Below are 17,551 nucleotides of genomic sequence, written 5' to 3'. Positions count from 1 at the left end.
ACCACCCCGGCCGTGGTTGGTCACCCGCCGAGTCCCCGGCCGACCGCCACGAAGACGCAGAGCACCAGCAGGAAGCTGGTGAGGGCGACGTTGCGGGGTTCGCGGAGGCGGACGTGGGCGCTGATCGCGCCGATCATGACCATGCCGAAGCCGATCGCGGCCAGCGGCGTCAGGACGGTCGCGATGCCGGTGGCCTGCGGCAGGATCACGCCGAGGACGCCGAGCAGTTCGCAGACGGCGGTGAACCGGACGAGGGGCATCGGGAAGACGCCCACGCCGGTCTGGCCGGAGGCGATGAGCGCCTCGCGGCTCCGGGTGGCCTTCTGCGCCCCGGACACGGTGAATGCGACGGCGAGCAGGATCTGTGCGATCCACAGGAGGAGGTTCATCATGCCCATGGGACCGGACAGCGCCCCGGAGTGTGACATCCCTCAGAGAACCGCCCGTTCCAGTGCCGTCCGCAGGTGCGCCAGGCCGGTCGTGTCCACCGACAGCACCTTCTCGTGGAAGTCCGCCGGGTCGAAGCCCGGCCGCGCCTGGGCGGCCGCGCGTACCTCGCGGTAGACGCGCTCACCGGCCTTGTAGGACAGTGCCTGGCCCGGCCGGCCCAGGTAGCGCACCAGCTCGTAGGCGCCGTGGCCGCCCTGGAAGGCCCGGTCGGTCAGGATCGCCCGGCCCTTCTCCGGGGTCATGACCTCGCCGTCCGCCGGGTCGCGCAGCTTCAGGTGCATGCCGATGTCGAGCACCACCCGCGCCGCGCGCAGCGCCTGCGCCATCAGGTAGCCCAGCCGCGCGCCGGGCGCCTCCAGGTAGCCGAGCTCGTCCATCAGCGACTCCGCGTACAGGGCCCAGCCCTCGGTCGCCGCCGACCGTCCACCCAGGATCTTCAGGCGCTGCGCGATCGGATCCCCCCGGTACGCGGCCAGCCCCAGCTGCAGATGATGACCGGGTACGCCTTCGTGGTACGCGGTCGTCCAGGCGTACCAGGTGTCGAAGGGGCCTTCGCCGGCCGACCAGGAGACGCGGCCGGGCCGGCTCAGGTCGGTCGACGGCTGCATGTAGGAGATGCCGGCGTCCCGGGTCAGTACGCAGTCGATCCGCCGCAACCGCTCCGGTACGCGGAAATGCACGCCGTCCAGCGCCGCCATGGTCTCGTCGAGCGTGCCCTGGAGCCAGCCGGCCAGTTCCGCCCGGGTGGCCAGCTTGCCGGGACCGTCGGGGCCGTCGAGGAAGGCGACCGCCTCGGCCGGGGTGGCGCCCGGCCGGATCCGGTCGGCCTCACGCCGCATCCGGTCCTCGATGCCGCGCAGTTCGTCCCAGCCCCACGCGTACAGCTCGGCGAGATCGGGATCGACGCCCAGGAAACGGCGTACCCACAGGCGGTAGCGGTCCGCACCGAACGCGTCCTCGGCCGGGGCCTTCCCTGCCAGCGTACGCAGGAACGCCTCCAGCCTCCCGTACGCCGCGCCCGCCTGGAACGCGGCCGTCCGCAGGGGTCCCGCCAGCGGCCCGTCGCCGTAGCCCTGGGCGATCTCGGCCATCGTCGCGGCCCAGCCCGGGCAGCGGCGTACGCACTCCTCGACCTGGCGTACGGCGGCGACGTGCCCGCGCTCGGCGGAGGCCCGCAGGCTGCGCTGCAGTCCGTCGAGCGCCTCCGGGACGGCCCGCAGCCGCAGCAGCGCCTGGTTCCAGTCCCCCGGCCCGGCGGCCTGGACGGCCTGGGAGATCAGCTGCAGCGGCCCGGTCACCGCCGGGTTCAGCTCCCGCTGGTCCTCGCCGGCGGCGTGGAAGTCGATCGTCACCGCGAACCGTTCGAGCAGATGATCGCGCAGCAGCGCCTCGCCGTCGTCGGCCGGCTCCATCGCCAGCAGCCGGTCCCGGCCGGCGACCGCGGCGGCGGCCCGGGCGGCGTACCCGTCGGGGCTGTAGTCCGTCAGCGCGGCGATCTGGTCCTCGCCCCCGTCGATCACGGCGGTGCACGGATCGAGGTCGGCGGCTTCCTGCAACAGTTCGGTGGCGTACGCGCGGATCATTGTTCGGATCCTACGCACACCTGGGCTAGGCTCGCGGGCTGTGACAGAGCTCGAACCCCGCGGCAGCGGCATCGAACGGCACACGTCCCGGCACGACGGTTTCGTCGCGTCGCCCGGCCAGCGGCCGCAGGTCGCCGACGCGATCGACCGGCACATCGCCCGGCATTTCGGTCCCGTGTCCTCCGTCCTGCACGAATTCGCCTCGCACCTGGTCGGCGTACACATCTATGTGGTGGAGCCGACCGAGGAGCGGCCGTACCGCACGCTGGTCACCTCGGGCATGAGCGAGCGGCCGATGACCGTCCCCGAAGGGATCAGCCCGTACGCCGAACTCATGCTCTGCCTCCCGGCGGACTGGCCGCTCACCGACCGGGCGCTGCGGGACGAGCGCATGAGCTGGCCGATCAGTCTGCTGAAGCAGGTGGCCCGGCTGCCGCACGAGTACGGCACCTGGATCGGCGAGTGGCACTCGGTGCCCAACGGCGATCCCGCGCAGCCCTACGCGCCCGGCGCCGAGTTCGCGGGCGTGGTGGTGACCCCGATGCTGCACGCGGCCCCGGAGGCGCACGTCGTCGACGCCGGCGACGGTACGCTGATCAACCTGCTCGCGCTCGTGCCGTTGCACCCGGCGGAGATCGACCTGAAGATCCGGGCGGGGACGGACGCGCTGATCGAGGTGCTCGACGGGGGCGGGGTCAGCGAGATCCTCGACCCGGGCCGTCCGTCGCTTGTGGACTAGGCGGTCCCAAGATCCCGTTTGGATCAGGGATATCACCCGAATCTTGGGCCATGATTACGTGCGAAAACCTGATCCAAACGGGATCTTCGCAGCGAGCAGACGGCTCAGGAGGCCACGTCGGGCAGGCGCGAGCCAGCCCACGATCGCCTCGACGACCTCCCGGTCCACGTGTTGCGGCCGGGCGTAGTCGGCCGGAGCGGACGCCCCGGTTCCCGGGAAGAACATGTGGTCGTCGGCTTCGATGACCCGGATCGTCACGTCCGATCGGCCCGCGAGTCCCGCGCGCCACCGGGCGAGGTCGTCGGCCACGGTCACCTGGTAGTCGCGGCCGCCCTGCAGGACGAGCAGCGGCCGGCCGAGTCCCGCGGCCGTCGCCACCTGGTCGTACGCCCGCAGTTCCAGCCAGTACGCGGCCGGCCAGCCGAACAGCAGCTCGGCGGCCGGGGTGGCCGCCGTCAGGGCCGGGTCCTCGACGGCCGCAGCCTGGCGGGCGAGCAGCTCGGCGGTCCGCTCCGCGGCCGGGTCGAGAGCCGCGAGGTGGCGGGCGACGCGTACGGCGGCGGCGGGGAGCGGGACGGCGTCGGCGGCGAGCAGGATCGCGCCCGCGACACCGGGATCCGCGGCCGCGATCCGGGGAGCCGTCCGGCCGCCGCCGCTGTGGCCGGCCAGGAAGATCCGTCCGGCGTCCACACCGGACGTACGCCGGAGCTGTCCGACGGCGGCGAGGGCGGGGTACGCGTACTCGTCGGTCATGCTCGTGGCGGGCGCGGCGGCCTTGTCGAAGCGGGCGACGGTGATGCCGCGGCTCGCGAGGCCCCAGGCCAGGTCCTTCAGGGGCTTGTTGGGTCCGGCGGTGCCGTCGCGGTCGAACGGCCCGGCCCCGGCGAGCAGCACGACGGCCGGGCCGGCCGGGGACTTCGGGAGGGTGAGCGTGCCGGGCGCGTTCGCGAAGACGGCCTCGCGCTCGGTGAACCGGCCGGGCTTCGCGTAGTCCGGCGGCTGCCAGCTCTCCCCCATCGGCGGGGCGAGGCGCAGGCCCTGGACCAGCCCGGTGTCGTCGGCGGAGAGCACGAGCGTGAACCCGCCGCGCTCACCGTCGACCGGCACGTGGAACCGGACGCGGCCGTCGAGCGGCTCGGCCACCGGCGTCCCGGCGGCGAGTCCCGGCCCGGCCTTCGCCGCCTCCGCCGTCCACACCGTACGCAGGGTCTCCTCGGACACGGCGGCCCGCAACGGCGGCGCGAACAGAGCCGCGATGTCGGCGAAGCGCCCCTCGACCGCCAGCTCGGCCACGTGCGCGGCGACGTACGCCGGATCCGATGCCATCCCGTCCCCCAGTGACTGTCGTTCCGAGATTCCACTATCCGTTCTGAGATTCCACTACCCGTTCTCAGATTCTGCGAACGGTAGCACAGCATGAGATAGTTGAGCCATGGAGACGCTGGAGCTGCTCGGCCACCCCGTACGCCTGCGGATCGTGCACGCGCTGCGCGGCGACCGGCAGCTGACCACGACCCAGCTGGCGGCCCTGCTGCCGGACGTCTCGAAGGCGATGGTGTACCGGCACGTCGACCTGCTGGCCGGGGCCGGCGTCCTCGAAGTGGCCGGCGAACGGCGCGTACGCGGGGCCGTCGAACGCCACTACCGCCTGCGCCAGGACCGGGCCGGGATCGACCCCGCCCTCGCGAGCACCCTGACGCCCGACGATCACCGGCGCGGGTTCGCGGCCGCCGTCGCGGCACTGGTCGCCGAGTTCAACGCGTACCTGGACCGGGAGAACGCCGACCCGGCCGCCGATCCGGTCGGCTACCGGCAGCACGCGGTCTGGCTCGACGAGGCGGAACTGCACGAGCTGATCCGCGAGCTGCGGTCGGCCATCGTGCCGCGGCTGGCCAACAAGGCGACCCCGGGCCGGGCCCGCTACCTGCTCAGCCCGATCCTCTTCCCGAGCGAGGCGCCGGCGGACGAGTCACTATCCTGATCGGATGCTCACCCGGCGGGCGCTCGTCCGGGCCGCGGGGATCGCGGCCGTCTCCCTCACCGGCTGCGCGCCCCTGCCGCACCGGCCCGCGCCGCACCTCGGCGACGCCACCGGCGCCGGCCCGGGCTACGAACTCCGGCCCGCCGGCGAGGCCCTCTGGATCTGCGGCGAGGACGGCGTCCTTCAAGCGCTGGACGCGCGTACGGACACGGTGTCGGCCCGGGTTCCGCTGGAGATGAAGCTGCCCGAGCGCAGCGCGCCCGAACTCTTCGCCGGCTCCGCGCTCTGGGCGTACGAGTTCCAGACCGGCGCCGTCGTCGCCGTCGACCCGGCCACCGCGCGGATCACCGGCCGGGCCCGGCTTCCCGGTGCGGCGAACCTCGTCGGCCTGGTCTCGCTCGCCGCGCACGGCACGCTGTGGGTCGCGTACCACGGCGGCGTCCGGCGCGTCGACCGGACCGGCGGCACCAGGCACACCCCCCTCCCGCCCGGCTTCGCCCCCACCGCCGCGACCGCGACCGCGCGCCATCTGTGGCTCGCCGGCGAGGGCACGCTCCTACGCCTCGATCCCGGCGGTGCCGCGCCGCTGTCCGTCCCGCTCCCGGTGGGCGTCGAGGTCGAGGAACTCACCGCCACCACCTCCGCGCTCTACTCGCTCCCCGGCTCCGCCCGGCAGCTGTCGTCCTTCGACCCGGTCACCGGCGCCCATCGCTCCACACAGGACCTCAGCGCGGCCGCCCGGGCCCTGCACGCCGTCGGCGACACCCTGTGGATCGCCGACGACGATCACATCCATCGCGTACGCGCAACCGGGCTGGACAGTCCCCCCATCGAGGTCGGCGAGTACTACGCGGACTCCAGCGCGGTCCTCGACGGGGGCCTGTGGGTCGGCATCTCCGGCCTCAACGAGGTGCACCGCCTGGACCTGACGACCGGGCGTACGACGGCACGCGTACCGGTCGAGGTCGCCGAGGAGGACGACCCCGCATTCGCCGTGTACGCCGGTGCGCGGACGCTGTGGGTCCTCGACGGCGACTTCTTCAACGGGATCGCCCGCATCGACCCAGTGGCGGGCAGGGAACGGAAACTGATCCCGACCACCGGCATCGACATCCAATACGTCACCACCACCCCGACATAACCCCCGTCACCCCGATGCCCGCCGATCTTGCCCGATGTACGGCGACCGCGAGTGCCCGGGCGTACGCGCGTCGACCCCCGCCCTCATGATCAAGTGCCCGGATTCTGCGTAAGTGGATCTCCATTGCTTGATCAAGATCCCTGGATCTGCGGATTCGGACCGATTTCTGCAGCGGGCGGGAACTTGATCAAACATTCGCTTCGCAATCAAGCCCCGCACCCTGCCACGGGTGATCGTTTACCGCTATTACGGCAGCCCAGCGCCCATCTTCTTGATCCAATACCGCCTATTCGGCAAGAGAGCGCTCCCCTGCCGGATAGACGGTATTTGATCAAGGGAGTCAGCGCCGCAGTGCCGTCATAGCGGTAAATGATCAAGAAATATGAAGCCGCCACCCCGCCCTCGAACGCAGCAGTCGGGCCTCGACGCGAGCCCAGACCGCCATATCGGACAGTCGCGACAAAGGCCAGGGCGCAGGGGTGAAAGGGTGACTGGGCGGCGGTGAACGATGCGTCGCCCCACTCAGGTGGCAGTGGAGGCGCCCCGCGCCGGAACGGTCTCCCGCGCAAGGAGCGGAGGTGAGATCGACGAACCCGGGACCTGAATTTGATCTTTACTTGGGAGGAATGGTCGCCGGGATGCCGCGAGCACCGCGATCGCGTTCACTCCGGCGACCACCACGATCCCCGCCCACTCGTGCAGGCCGAGCCGCTGCCCCAGCAGGACGAGGCCGGAGAGCGCGGCGAGCACCGGGTGGATGCTCATGAACACCCCGAAGAACCGCACCGGTACGCGCCGCAGGGACACCAGGTCCGCCGCGTACGGGATCGCCGAGCTGAACAGGCCGGCACCGACCGCGTACAGCAGAGGGAGCCAGCCGAAGCGGCCGTGCGCGACGATGACGGCCGCGACGGGGACGTAGAGCAGGGCGGAGACGGCGGTCGCCGCCGCCGGCGCCTGCAGGCCGGGCAGTCGTTGCCCGAGCAGCCGGTTGAGCAGGATGTACGCCGCCCAGCAGCCCGCCGCGAGCACGGCCGAGCCGAGGCCGAGGTAGTCGCTGGCGGCGCTCGGCAGGACGAGGATGTAGACGCCGGCCGCCGCCCCGAGGGCGCACAGCAGGTCCGGGCGCGTACGCGTACCGGCCAGCGCGACGCCGAGCGGGCCGAGGAACTCCAGCGTGACGGCGAGGCCGAGGCCGATGCGGCTGATGGCGAAGTAGAGGCTGAGGTTCATGACGGCGAAGACCACGCCGAGGGTGAGCGTCGGCCACCACTGCGCCCACGTGAAGCGGCGGAAGTTCGGCCGGGCGAGCGGGAGGAGGACGGCGAGCGCGACGAACTGGCGTACGGCCACGACGCCGGCCGGTCCGATCGCGCCGAAGGCGTGGGCACCGACGGCCGCGCCGATCTGGTTGCTGACGCCGCTGCCGATCATCGTCGCCGACCCGGCGATCACGGAGCCGCGGTTGCGCTGGATCACCCACCCAGTCTCGGCCGGCCGGGCGGTGCGGAGAAATACGCGAGCCGCAAGACTTATACGCTGAACGTATGGATGTCGAGCTGCGCCACCTGCGCGCCTTCCTCGCCGTCGTCGACGCCGGCAGCTTCACCGAAGCGGCCACCGCCCTGGGCATCACCCAGGCGTCCGTCTCCCGCGCCGTCGCCGCTCTCGAAGAAGCTCTGGGTGTACGCCTGCTCCGCCGCACCACCCGGCATGTCGCCCTGACCCCGGCGGGTACGCGGGCGGTGGCGAGCGTACGCCGGATCGTCACGGAGACCGCCCGGCTGCGCCAGGTCGTCGAGCAGACCCAGACCGAACTGCGCGTCGGGTACGCGTGGGCGGCGCTCGGCCGGCACACCCGCCGCGTACAGAAGGAGTGGGCGGCCGCGCATCCCGGCGTACCGCTGGTGTTCGTGCAGGCCAACAGCGTCAACGCGGGGCTGGGCGAGGGGCTGGCCGACATCGCGGTGCTCCGGCGTCCGCTCGACGATCCCCGGTTCGCCACGGCGGCGGTCGGCACCGAACCCCGGTACGCCGCGGTCGCCGGGGACAATCCGCTGGCCCGCCGCCGCTCGGTACGCCTCGCCGACCTGGCCCGCTACACGGTCGCGATCGACAGCCGGACCGGAACCACCACATTGGACCTGTGGCCGCCGGACGAGCCGCCCCGGGTCCGGCGTACGCACGGCCTCGACGAATGGTTGACCCTCATCGCGGCCGGGCAGGCCGTCGGCCTCACCGCGCAGGCGACCGCGCAGCAGAACCCGCGACCGGGGGTGGCGTACCGGCCGGTGGCCGACGCGCCGCCGATCACCGTCGCGCTCGGCTGGTGGCGGGCCGACCCGCCCGCGTACCTGGCCGAACTGCTGGACCTGGTGACGGCCGCGTACCAGGGCGGCGAGCGTGGGTAAGGGCGGCCCGTGGACCCCCATCTCGCCCGTGCCCTGCTGTCGGCCTGGCAACTGCCCGCGTTCCGCGACGCCCTCGCGGACCTGATCGACCTCGACGAGATCGCCGGCCTGCTCACGGCCCTCGCCACCGACGCGTCCGATGAGACCACGCGTCGCCTGCTGGACCTGGTGCGGACCGCGTCGGAGACCGACTCCATCCGCGACGCGGTCCTGCTCCTGCTCGCCGACGGCACCTTCCGGGCGGAGATCGCGGAGGCCGTCGTCGCGGCGCTCCCCGACCGGCCCGCCCTCGCCGCCGCGATCCGGTCGGCCGTCCTCGATCCCGCCGTGGCCGAGGAGGTCGCGCGGATCCTCGGCTCGCCGCGTACGCGTACCACTCTTTGGAAGGTTGTCGACAGCGCAGTGGCCGGGCGCCGCCTGGGACTGGTCACAGGCGGCGCCACCCTTCTGTCCAAAAAGGATGTTCGCCGGCTCCTCCACGCCCTCAAGCGGCACGGCGTCCTGCGCGGGCTCCGCCATCCGGGCACGCCGGTCATCCCGGTCGCGCAGTGAGATCCCGGTACCCTCAGGACCGCACCGGTGCGTAGTGCTGGACGACGACACGGCCGTCCACGGGGCGTACCTCGACGAGGCGCAGGTTCACCCGCTCCGCGGGCGACGCGAACACCCGCCGTCCGCCGCCGAGCACGACCGGATGCACCGCGATGTGGTACTCGTCGATCAGCCCGGCCGCCGTGAGCGCCGCGGCCAGGATCGCGCCCCCGATCAGCAGGATGTCGGCACCCGGGCGGGCCTTCAGCTCCGCGATCCGCCCGGCGAGGTCTTCCCGGATCACCTCGGACGTCCAGTCGTCGCCGGGATGGCTGCGGGAAACGACCACCTTCGGGGTGGCCCGCCAGTAGGGCGCGAACACGGCGACGTGCGGGTCGTCCGGCGCGGCCTGCTCGGCCGTGGGCCAGAAGTCGACCATCATGTCCCACGCGGGCCGGCCGAACAGCAGTGTGTCCGAGCGTCCCGACAACTTCTCCGAGTACGCGGCCAGCTCCGGGCTGAGCGCCGCCCAGTCGAACTCGCCGTTCGGGCCGTCGATGAACCCGTCGACGGAGGTGTGCACCCAGTAGATGATCTTCCGCATCCCATGCTCCTTCGCGTCGGTGGCCTTGCCGTCAAGGCCACCTTCACAGAGAGGTCGGAACGTCGCGGGCGTTCTCGACATCCCGCGGCGAACTCTTCCGCGCCGCCGGGAGGGTCTGGGCGAGCAGGGCGAGCGCGTACGCCGATCCGCTGTCCGGCGCGGCGGTGTGGGTCACGATCCGCTGTCCGCCGGTGTCGGGCAGGTGCAGCACCTGGAAGTCGAGGTCGAGGTCGCCGACCTCCGGATGGTGCAGCCGCTTGACCCCGCTGGTGCACAGGCGTACCGCGTGCTTCGCCCACAGCCCGGCGAACTCCGGGCTCTTGACGGTCAGCTCGCCGATCAGGTCGCTGAGCGCCCGGTCGTCGGGCTGCTGGGCGGCGACGAACCGGAGCGAGGCGACGGCCAGCGCGGCCTCCTCGCTCCAGGCGCGGTGCAGTTCCCGCGTGTGCCGGTCGAGGAACAGCAGGCGGGTGAGGTTGGGCCGGTCGGCCGGCCGGGCCGGGGCGTCGGCCGGCAGGTGGCCGGCGAGCAGCGCGTGCCCGAGCCGGTTCCAGGCGAGCACGTCGTTGCGCGGGTCGACCAGGACCGCCGGTACGCCGTCCATCGCCGCCAGCAGCTGCCGCCCGGCCGTGGTCGCGTGCTCGGCCCGGGGTGCCCGGCGGCGGGCGGCCGGCCGCGGCCGGGCCAGGTCGTACAGGTGGGCCCGCTCGTCGTCGCGCAGCCGCAGAGCCCGGGCGAGCGCCTCGATGATCGAGTCGGACGCGCCCGTCGACTGCCCCTGTTCCAGCCGTGTGTAGTACGCGATCGAGATGCCGGCCAGCTGGGCCAGCTCCTCCCGCCGCAGCCCCGGTACGCGCCGGCGCCCGTAGCTGGTCAGGCCGGCGTCCGCGGGGGTCAGTGCGGCGCGGCGGGTACGCAGGAACTCGCCCAGGTCGCCGGTCTCGGGGATGTTCATGATCCGATTGTGCCTCGGCCGCGGCCGGACAGCCTGACCCTGCCGTTGGTAGGCAACGCAGGGATCTGGCTCGGCCCGGCGGTCACGGCGAACGTGGAGATCATGACCGCAACAATCACGGCGTCCACGCCCCCGACCGCCGAGGCACGTCTCGACCGGCGGGCCCGGATCGCCCTCGCCGTCCTGCTGACCGCTAGCTTCACGCTGGCCGTCGACTTCTCCATCCTCAACGTCGCGCTGCCGGGGATCGGCCGCGACACCGGCCTCGCCCCGGCCGCCTGGCAGTGGATCGCCACCGCGTACGCCTTGTGCGCGGCCGGGTTCACGCTGTTCTTCGGGCGGGTGTCGGACCTGGCCGGACGCCGGCGGCTGTTCCTGCTCGGGATGGCGCTGCTCGGCGTCGCCTCGCTGGCGGGCGGCCTCGCCCAGGAGCCGGTCGTGCTGCTCGCGGCCCGGATCGCGCAGGGTACCGCCACCGCGATGGTCATCCCGGCGGCGCTGTCGCTGCTGACGACGATCTTCCCCGAGGGACCGGCCCGCGAGCGGGCGCTCGGCCTGAACGGCGCGCTCATGGCGGCCGGCTTCACCACCGGCGCGCTGCTCGGCGGGCTGCTGACCGACCTGCTGAGCTGGCGCTGGGCGTTCTTCATCAACGTGGCCGTGGCCGTCGTGGTCCTCGCCGTCGCGCCTTCGGTGCTGCCGGAGAACCGGGCCGGGCACCGGCCGCGGCTGGACGTCGCGGGCGCGGTGACGGTCACCCTCGGCCAGTTCGCGCTCGTCTACGGCGCCACCGAGGCCGGGCAGGGCTGGCGTACGCCCCGCGCCGCTGCGGGGTTCGCGGCCGCGATCGTCCTGTTCGGGCTGTTCTGGCGGATCGAGCGCCGGGCCGCCGAGCCGCTGATCGCGCCGGCCGTGCTGCGCCGCCGGGCGGTCGCCGGGGGCAACCTCGCCGGGCTGCTGGCCTTCGCCACCGAGACCGCGCTCGTCTTCGTGCTGACCCTGCACCTGCAGGAGGTGCTGGGCTGGTCGCCGTGGGCCACCGGGCTGGCGTTCGGCGTCCTCGGGGCGGGGACCGTCCTGGGTGGACTGCTGGCGCCCCGGGTGATCGGCCGCATCGGGTCCCGCCGCGGCATCATCGCCGGGTTCGCGGTCCAGGCCGCCGCCACGTTCCCGCTCGCCTTCGCGGGTCCGGGACCGGTCTGGGCCGCCGCCCTGCTCGCCCTGGCCTTCGCCGGCGGTGTCGCGAACCTCGTGGCGATCGTGGGCTACGTCGTGACGGCCACGTCCGGCCTGCCGGACCGGGAGCAGGGCCTGGCGACCGGGCTCGTCACGATGAGCCAGCAGGTCGGCATCACCCTCGGTACGCCGATCCTGTCCGCGGTCGTCGCCGGCCAGTCAGCTCGCGGGCTGGCGGCCGGGGTGCACACCGCGATCTGGGTCGACGGCCTGCTCTGCCTCGCCGGGGTCGCGCTGGCGGCGACGGTCCTGCGCAGCCGGAGCTGAGCGCGGCCCGAGCCGGCCGGACGGATCCGGCCGGACGGATGGGCGGGGGCGGTCCCGGGCGAGGGCCGCCCCGCTCACTGCCGCAGGCTCGGGTGCAGGGCCACCAGCATGGTGAACCGGTGGTCGCCCGATCCCTTCTTCTCGAACCGCTGGATCAGCTCCAGCAGCGCCTCCCGGAATTCGCCGACCTGCTGCTCCGAGATGCTGGCGCTGGCGTTGGAGACCAGCATCCGCTCGTGGAGCGGCGAGTCGGCGCTGCCGGACATCGTTCCCGACGAAAGTCCCTCGTCGATGTCGTCCCGTACGCGGTTGAGCTGCGCGGCGACGACGGCACGCAGACCTCCCGCGTCATCGTCCTCGTCGGTGCGCCGGGTGAAGGTCAGGTCGAGCTGGCCGGCGCCGTACTGCTTCTCGATGATGCCGTTGACCACGCGGGTGTCGCGGATCTGCACGAGGTCGTGCTTCTCGAGCTGGTTGAGGTGGTAGTAGATCTTCGTCGGGGGGATTCCCACCAGGCCGGCGAACTCTTTCGCCGTCCAGGTGCGGTTCGGTTCACCCATCGCCGCTTCGAGGATCGCCATCCTGATGGGATCGGCGAGCGCCTTCAACGTCGCCACGTCCTCGATGACCCGACGTGGGAGCACGTCGCTCACGTTTCGACCTCCTTCCAACGGTGGAGTTGAACCTAACGGTTCGACTATACACCAACGCTTGACAGAATTTCTTCGCTCAAGTTATTTTGAACGTGCAAAAGCAAAGCATCTTGATCTATCGATACGCAAGCCCCCCGGCACCCCCCGCCGAAACCTCTCGCCCCACCCCCACCCTGGAGGCACCCCGTGCAGTTCGATCGCCTGGCCCGCGTCATCGCGGCCGCCGCCATCGCCGCCACTCCCGCCCTGACCGTCGCCGCCACGACCGCCGCGACCTCGGCCGGCGCCGCCGAGATCCACGCCGCCGGCCCGCAGAGCCTGAGCGTCATCGAGATCGTCGGCAGATCGGCGGACGACGAGTGCTGCGGCTGGCCCGGCAGCACCAACAGCGGCTGCGGATTCCTCGTCTGAGACACGTGAACCGGCCGGCGCCTCACCAGCGCCGGCCGTTTCGTTTTGCCCGTCCGGCAAGTCCCGAACCTCGCGCGTACAGGAGCGTTGGCCATGGAGCGTCTCATCCCGAGCCGGTACCTCACCTTCTCCGACGTGGTGCTGCGGCACCGGTCCGGTGCGCCGGTGCGGGCCGTGTTCCACGCCGCCACCGCGCGTACTCTCGTGCTTGATACCACCACTGTGGACGCTTTGCGCGCAGGCGCACTGGAACGCCTGCCGGATGGTGACCTTCGCACGCTCGCTCAGCTCGGGCTCGTGGTCCCGGCCGGCACCGATGAGCCGGCCGCCGTCATCGAGGCCGGCCGCCGGGCCGCCGAGCAGCGGCCGGAGCGGCAGTTCGTGATCATGCCCACGGCGTACTGCAACATGGGTTGTGACTATTGCGGCCAGGAACATCAGCGCGGACCGCAGGCGCCCCCCGGGCGGCACCGCGACGCGCTGACCGCGCGCGTGACCGCGGCCATGACCGGCGACGGCGACGTGCGGGTGCGCTGGTTCGGCGGCGAGCCGCTCATGGGGTTCGCCACGATCCGCGCGCTGTCGGCGGCGTTCGTGGCCGCGGCCGAGCGGACCGGCACGCGCTACGGCGCGATGCTCGTGACCAACGGCGCCCTGCTCGACGCGCGCAAGCTGCGCGCGCTGCACCACGAGTGCCGCGTCGACCACATCGAGGTCACCGTGGACGGTACGGAGGACCTGCACAACGCCTCGCGCCCGCTCAAGAGCGGCCAGGCGTCCTACCCGCGCATCATCGCGGCGCTGCGGGCCTTCGTCGCCGACGAGACGCTCGCCGGCCTGCGGATCACCGTGCGCACCAACATCGGCCCGCACAACGCGGAGCACGCCACGGCTTTCGCCGAGGCGATGCGGGACGCCGGGCTCGCGCACCCCCGGCTCATCTTCTATCCCGCGGCCATCCACTCCTGGGGCAACGACATCAGCGAGTACGCGTTGAGCCCCGCCCGGATGGCGCGGATCGAGACCGATTGGCTGGCGGCGTACCAGGCGGCCGGATTGTCGTGCCGGATCCTGCCGAACGCCACCAAGCCGGTCGTGTGCACCGCGACCACGAAGCGCAGCGAGGTCGTCGCCCCGGACGGCGCGGTCTTCTCGTGCACGGAGCAGCCGCTCGTGCCCGGCTACGCCGACCGCGCCGTCGGCACGCTGTCCACTCTGGAACCGGGCGAGGAGCGGCCGGACGGCGACTTCGACGACTGGTACGCGGCCCTGCAGCGCAACGAGACGGGCTGCCGCGAATGCCCGATCCTGCCCCTGTGCGGCGGCAGCTGCCCGAAGCTGTGGCGGGAGGGCAAGCCGCCCTGCCCGCCGCTGCGTACCAACATCAAGGACCGGCTGGACCTGGTGGCCCCCTCTCTGGTGTGAGTCACGGGAAGTCCCAGCGCAGAGTTCCCCAGGCGGCGCGGTACTCACGTTCGCGCCGCCCTTGCGCGCTCTTGCGGGCCACCACCCGGACCAGGTCGGCGTCGCGCAGGATCTTCAGGTGGTACTGCATCAGGGTCGGGGCGATCCCGGTCGCGTCGGACAGCTCCCGGGAACTCAGCCCCTTCTCCCCGCCCAGCTCCACGAGCAGCCGCAGGACCGACAGGCGTACGGCGTCACTGACGGCTTTCAGCTCCACGAGCCGCGAGATGTGGTAGGTCTCGCTGTCGTATGGCACACTTACCTCAGCGATGCCCCCGGCCCTCCCTGACGGCCGGGGGCTGCTTACGTTCATCCCTCCTCCTTGGGCGGCTTCTCGGCGGCCGGCTGGTCGTCGGCGTCCTGCTGCCCGGCACCGGCGGAACCGCCGACCGGCATGAGGTAGATGGCCAGGTTGTCGATCCCGTCGAGACCGAACACCTCGTGCACGAGATCGTCGTAGAAGCCGCCGATCATCCCGAGGTGCAGGCCGGTCGCCGCGGCCACCAGGGCGAGGTTCTGGGCGAGATGCCCGGCCTCCGCCACGGCGAACCGCAGGGCCCGCATGCCGTACCGGGGGCGCAGCCGGCCGAGCTCCACGTAGACCGCGAGCATGGCCGGGGCCGCGCCGATGTCCAGGCCCTCGACGAGACCGGTGCGGTCCTGGAACCACATCGACATCGCCCGCAGGTCGGCCACGGTCGGCGCCGCCCCCAGGTACGCGAGCCGCCGCCCCACCGGGTCGACGTGGTAGCAGCCCGGCTCCAGTCCCGCCACGTCCCGCACGACCAGGCGTACGCGGGCCACGTACTTCGCCCCGGCACTGGGATACGGGCGGTGCGGGTACTCGAAGTTGGCCATCACCTGCGTATGGGTGACCGCGTGGGCGCTCCACAGCAGCGTACCGAGGTCCACGTCGGACACCGGTCCGGTGATCCGGCCGCGGGCGGAACCGCGCAGCCGCATCGCCTCGGCCAGGCTGACCGGCGGCAGCTCGTGGGACGGCAGGTTGATCCCGGTCAGCCGGCGGCGTACGCGGGTCGCCGAACCCGGCCCGTCCTCCTCGCGCGGCGCCTGGTCGATCGGGTCGCCGGGCAGGTACTTGGCCGCCTCGTGGTACCGGCGGTCGGGGGCCTGGGCGCCGTCCTCGAAGAAGTGCGGAATCCCTTGCGGGGTCAGCGCCGTGCCGGCGACCAGCCAGCAGACCGAGCGCTCCTCGTCCGGCGTGATGCCGAGCCGGTTGAACAGCATGTGCAGCTGCGAGGACCACACCGCGTGCCAGAGGCCGTCCGGCGCCGGTTCGGCTTCGAGCCGCTCCCGTGCCTGGCGGATCACCGCGGCCCACCGGGCGACCGGCGAGCGCAAGCCCTCCGGGTCGGCCTCGATCAGCGCCTCGGTCCGGGCCCAGCGCTGCTGGAGCGTACCGGACTGCAAGGCGAGCACCTTGGCCGAGCGCTCCTGCATGACCGAGGGCGGGACCATGGCCACTTCGCTGTTCCAGCGCCAGCCCCCGGCGTGCTCCCGCAACCAGCGCGCGGTCGCCAGCCGGTCGAGGCCGAGCGCCAGCGCGGTCGCGATGGTCAGCTCGGTGATGGCGGCCAGCCGGGTCTTCTCGCTGGTGGTCGCGGCGACCACGCGGACGGCGATGTCGGTGCTGCGGCAGAACACCTCCTCGGCGACGGGCAGCGCGCGCTCACCGCCGTACCGGTGGATCTCCGGCTTGTACGCGATCTCGGCCACCTCGCCGTGCGCGTGCCAGCCGGCGCCGGACACCGCGGCCGGGCCGCCCAGGCGCTGGTAGTAGGTGTCGGCCGACAGCTGGCCGACGGGGTAGCCCGCCTCCGCCATCTGCCGGGCCAGCTCCTCGCGCAGCCAGGCACCGGTCGCCGGATCGGCATCGCGGACACGGATGCGCAGGTGCGGGCCGCCCTCCCAGTACCGGATGTAGAACCAGTCGGCGATGCGGTCCTCCGCGCGCAACCGGTCGAGCAGGGGTGCCACCGTCCGGGCGAGGAAGTCGTCCAGGTCCGGTGACCGCCAGTACGCGAAGCAGTGCAGCGCCAGCCATTGCCCGCGGGCGGTCACGGGCGGGTCTGCGGTCAGGACACTCACGGGGACACCTCACTGAGGTCGTAGGCGAAGTCGCGTACCGGCGACACGCCGATGAGCAGGAGATACAGGAAGTCCTCGGCCGGGGACGCGCCGACGGCCGCCTCGATCGGGGCTTCCTTGACGCTGCGGGCCGGCCGGCAGAACAGGCCGAGCGTGGCCGCGACCGATCCGACGTGCTGGGCGGCCGCCCCCGCGGCGATCAGCAGCTCGGCGTAGTCGTGGCCGGCGGCGACCGCGTCCGCGACCGGCGCGGTCATCACCCAGGCCAGGCCCATCGTGTCGACGCGTACCTGGCTGGGCGGGTAGGAGAAGGCGGCGGCGACCTCGTCGGGCGCGGCGAGCACGTGCCGCACCGGGACCGGCCACGCCGACGGCGATCCGGCCGGCGGTTCGGCGATCGCGGCCAGCAGCGCCGCCGTCACCGGGGCCGGCAGCGGACCCGAGGTCGAGTGCAGTCCCCGCGGGCCGATCCCCGAGCTGCGGGGCGCCCGCACCCGGGCCGCGTACGCGGGATCCGCCGCACCGGCCGGGTTCAGGGCCACCCGGAGCCGGCCGTCCACCCAGGACGACACGGCCGCCCAGCCGGTCGCGGCGGCGCACTCGGCCAGCGCGGCGGCGAGGTGCCCGGCTTCGAGGAAGGACAGGCCGGTGGCGAGGTCGGCGTACCCGGCGGGCAGGCGCCCGGGATGCGTACGCAGATCCAGCACGACCGGGCCGCCCGGCAGCGCGGTGCCGCCGACGAGCAGGTCGCGGACGGGGTCGACGGTCCAGCCGCCGATCTCGACGTCGACCAGCCAGGCGGCCCGGGGCGACGGGTAGAGCCGGTGCTCGTTGTAGGGGTTCCACGGCTCGAACCGGCGCGGGGCCAGGGCCGAGCGCAGGATCGACGCGACGGGACCGCCGAGCACGTCCAGCGGTACGCGGCTGTGGCCGACCGGTTTCGCGTACGCGGGCATGGGTCCGGCCATGACGGCCTTCCCGTGAGTCTGGGCCCACGCTTGCAGGGTGGACATCGT

At 72.8% G+C, this 17,551-nt stretch carries 18 protein-coding genes; 8 read left to right on the top strand and 10 right to left on the bottom strand.

Translation table 11 applies throughout. From position 1 onward, the window contains the following. Positions 1–20: 20 nt before the first annotated feature. On the bottom strand, positions 21–428 hold the full coding sequence (locus G401_RS0126725; protein WP_245601851.1) for a DoxX family protein: 408 nt from the start codon (positions 426–428) through the stop codon (positions 21–23). A gap of 3 nt (positions 429–431) precedes the next feature. Continuing rightward, the gene (locus G401_RS0126720; RefSeq protein ID WP_027344884.1) at positions 432–2,033 is read right to left on the bottom strand and encodes a DUF885 domain-containing protein; all 1,602 of its coding nucleotides are present in this window, start codon (positions 2,031–2,033) and stop codon (positions 432–434) included. A gap of 40 nt (positions 2,034–2,073) precedes the next feature. Here G401_RS0126720 and G401_RS0126715 point away from each other — a divergent pair, with 40 nt between their 5' ends. Continuing rightward, positions 2,074–2,772 carry a suppressor of fused domain protein gene (locus G401_RS0126715; RefSeq protein WP_027344883.1) on the top strand — a complete coding sequence of 233 codons (699 nt, stop codon included), beginning with the start codon at positions 2,074–2,076 and terminating at the stop codon, positions 2,770–2,772. Positions 2,773–2,826: 54 nt separating this feature from the next. On the opposite strand, the gene G401_RS48670 is transcribed toward G401_RS0126715, so the two are convergent. Continuing rightward, positions 2,827–4,098 carry an alpha/beta hydrolase family protein gene (locus tag G401_RS48670; protein WP_034593218.1) on the bottom strand — a complete coding sequence of 424 codons (1,272 nt, stop codon included), beginning with the start codon at positions 4,096–4,098 and terminating at the stop codon, positions 2,827–2,829. A gap of 106 nt (positions 4,099–4,204) precedes the next feature. Between G401_RS48670 and G401_RS0126705 the strand changes: the two genes are divergently transcribed. Together G401_RS0126705 and G401_RS0126700 are read left to right on the top strand one after the other, a co-directional pair. Continuing rightward, positions 4,205–4,753 carry a helix-turn-helix domain-containing protein gene (locus G401_RS0126705; protein WP_027344882.1) on the top strand — a complete coding sequence of 183 codons (549 nt, stop codon included), beginning with the start codon at positions 4,205–4,207 and terminating at the stop codon, positions 4,751–4,753. A gap of 4 nt (positions 4,754–4,757) precedes the next feature. Next, positions 4,758–5,894, top strand: a complete 1,137-nt coding sequence (locus G401_RS0126700) for an NHL repeat-containing protein (RefSeq protein ID WP_027344881.1) — start codon at positions 4,758–4,760, stop codon at positions 5,892–5,894. Positions 5,895–6,416: 522 nt separating this feature from the next. Here the strand turns inward: G401_RS0126700 and G401_RS48665 are convergent. Continuing rightward, positions 6,417–7,373: an EamA family transporter gene (locus tag G401_RS48665; RefSeq protein ID WP_064741859.1), complete on the bottom strand. Its 957-nt coding sequence runs from the start codon at positions 7,371–7,373 to the stop codon at positions 6,417–6,419. A 68-nt stretch (positions 7,374–7,441) separates the two neighbouring features. On the opposite strand from G401_RS48665, the gene G401_RS0126690 reads away from it, so the two are divergent. Continuing rightward, entirely contained in the window at positions 7,442–8,305 is an 864-nt protein-coding gene (locus G401_RS0126690; protein WP_027344880.1) for a LysR family transcriptional regulator, read from the top strand. A 9-nt stretch (positions 8,306–8,314) separates the two neighbouring features. After that, complete coding sequence (locus tag G401_RS0126685) at positions 8,315–8,857, top strand: hypothetical protein (RefSeq protein ID WP_027344879.1); 543 nt, start codon at positions 8,315–8,317, stop codon at positions 8,855–8,857. Positions 8,858–8,870: 13 nt separating this feature from the next. Here the strand turns inward: G401_RS0126685 and G401_RS0126680 are convergent, their stop codons facing one another. Both G401_RS0126680 and G401_RS48660 read right to left on the bottom strand, forming a co-directional pair. Continuing rightward, positions 8,871–9,440 (bottom strand): dihydrofolate reductase family protein, encoded by a 570-nt coding sequence (locus G401_RS0126680; RefSeq protein ID WP_027344878.1) that lies wholly within the window; start codon positions 9,438–9,440, stop codon positions 8,871–8,873. Positions 9,441–9,483: 43 nt separating this feature from the next. Next, complete coding sequence (locus tag G401_RS48660; protein WP_051367198.1) at positions 9,484–10,395, bottom strand: helix-turn-helix transcriptional regulator; 912 nt, start codon at positions 10,393–10,395, stop codon at positions 9,484–9,486. Positions 10,396–10,497: 102 nt separating this feature from the next. Between G401_RS48660 and G401_RS0126670 the strand changes: the two genes are divergently transcribed. Then, positions 10,498–11,898, top strand: a complete 1,401-nt coding sequence (locus G401_RS0126670; protein ID WP_027344877.1) for an MFS transporter — start codon at positions 10,498–10,500, stop codon at positions 11,896–11,898. A 74-nt stretch (positions 11,899–11,972) separates the two neighbouring features. Here G401_RS0126670 and G401_RS0126665 read toward each other — a convergent pair whose 3' ends face one another. Further along, a complete protein-coding gene (locus tag G401_RS0126665) occupies positions 11,973–12,551 on the bottom strand; it encodes a winged helix-turn-helix domain-containing protein (RefSeq protein ID WP_027344876.1) in 579 nt (192 codons plus the stop codon). A 186-nt stretch (positions 12,552–12,737) separates the two neighbouring features. Between G401_RS0126665 and G401_RS0126660 the strand changes: the two genes are divergently transcribed. Together G401_RS0126660 and G401_RS0126655 are read left to right on the top strand one after the other, a co-directional pair. Next, positions 12,738–12,962, top strand: coding sequence for a hypothetical protein (locus G401_RS0126660; RefSeq protein ID WP_027344875.1), 225 nt, complete (start codon positions 12,738–12,740; stop codon positions 12,960–12,962). Positions 12,963–13,055: 93 nt separating this feature from the next. After that, the gene (locus G401_RS0126655; protein ID WP_027344874.1) at positions 13,056–14,387 is read left to right on the top strand and encodes a radical SAM/SPASM domain-containing protein; all 1,332 of its coding nucleotides are present in this window, start codon (positions 13,056–13,058) and stop codon (positions 14,385–14,387) included. Position 14,388: 1 nt separating this feature from the next. Here the strand turns inward: G401_RS0126655 and G401_RS48655 are convergent, their stop codons facing one another. Genes G401_RS48655 through G401_RS0126640 form a run of 3 tightly spaced genes read right to left on the bottom strand, consistent with a single transcriptional unit; the run spans position 14,389 to position 17,548 of the window. Further along, the gene (locus G401_RS48655) at positions 14,389–14,682 is read right to left on the bottom strand and encodes a winged helix-turn-helix domain-containing protein (RefSeq protein WP_034593215.1); all 294 of its coding nucleotides are present in this window, start codon (positions 14,680–14,682) and stop codon (positions 14,389–14,391) included. Positions 14,683–14,735: 53 nt separating this feature from the next. Continuing rightward, positions 14,736–16,535: a thiopeptide-type bacteriocin biosynthesis protein gene (locus tag G401_RS48650; RefSeq protein WP_051367197.1), complete on the bottom strand. Its 1,800-nt coding sequence runs from the start codon at positions 16,533–16,535 to the stop codon at positions 14,736–14,738. After that, positions 16,532–17,548, bottom strand: coding sequence for a hypothetical protein (locus G401_RS0126640; protein WP_027344873.1), 1,017 nt, complete (start codon positions 17,546–17,548; stop codon positions 16,532–16,534). The genes G401_RS48650 and G401_RS0126640 overlap by 4 nt, the downstream gene beginning before the upstream one ends. Positions 17,549–17,551 lie beyond the last annotated feature (3 nt).

This window comes from Hamadaea tsunoensis DSM 44101 (assembly GCF_000428945.1).
Classification (GTDB): domain Bacteria; phylum Actinomycetota; class Actinomycetes; order Mycobacteriales; family Micromonosporaceae; genus Hamadaea; species Hamadaea tsunoensis.
Note: the sequence above shows the minus strand (reverse complement) of the source record. Positions and strands in the feature narration are given on the sequence as shown.

Excerpts from the sequence above, each read along its gene's own strand:
- G401_RS0126640 (WP_027344873.1), bottom strand. The coding sequence starts at position 17,548 with ATGTCCACCCTGCAAGCGTGGGCCCAGACTCACGGGAAGGCCGTCATG.
- G401_RS0126680 (WP_027344878.1), bottom strand. The coding sequence starts at position 9,440 with ATGCGGAAGATCATCTACTGGGTGCACACCTCCGTCGACGGGTTCATC.
- G401_RS48660 (WP_051367198.1), bottom strand. The coding sequence starts at position 10,395 with ATGAACATCCCCGAGACCGGCGACCTGGGCGAGTTCCTGCGTACCCGC.
- G401_RS0126725 (WP_245601851.1), bottom strand. The coding sequence starts at position 428 with ATGTCACACTCCGGGGCGCTGTCCGGTCCCATGGGCATGATGAACCTC.
- G401_RS0126705 (WP_027344882.1), top strand. The coding sequence starts at position 4,205 with ATGGAGACGCTGGAGCTGCTCGGCCACCCCGTACGCCTGCGGATCGTG.
- G401_RS0126670 (WP_027344877.1), top strand. The coding sequence starts at position 10,498 with ATGACCGCAACAATCACGGCGTCCACGCCCCCGACCGCCGAGGCACGT.
- G401_RS0126690 (WP_027344880.1), top strand. The coding sequence starts at position 7,442 with ATGGATGTCGAGCTGCGCCACCTGCGCGCCTTCCTCGCCGTCGTCGAC.
- G401_RS48670 (WP_034593218.1), bottom strand. The coding sequence starts at position 4,098 with ATGGCATCGGATCCGGCGTACGTCGCCGCGCACGTGGCCGAGCTGGCG.
- G401_RS0126720 (WP_027344884.1), bottom strand. The coding sequence starts at position 2,033 with ATGATCCGCGCGTACGCCACCGAACTGTTGCAGGAAGCCGCCGACCTC.
- G401_RS0126655 (WP_027344874.1), top strand. The coding sequence starts at position 13,056 with ATGGAGCGTCTCATCCCGAGCCGGTACCTCACCTTCTCCGACGTGGTG.
- G401_RS0126700 (WP_027344881.1), top strand. The coding sequence starts at position 4,758 with ATGCTCACCCGGCGGGCGCTCGTCCGGGCCGCGGGGATCGCGGCCGTC.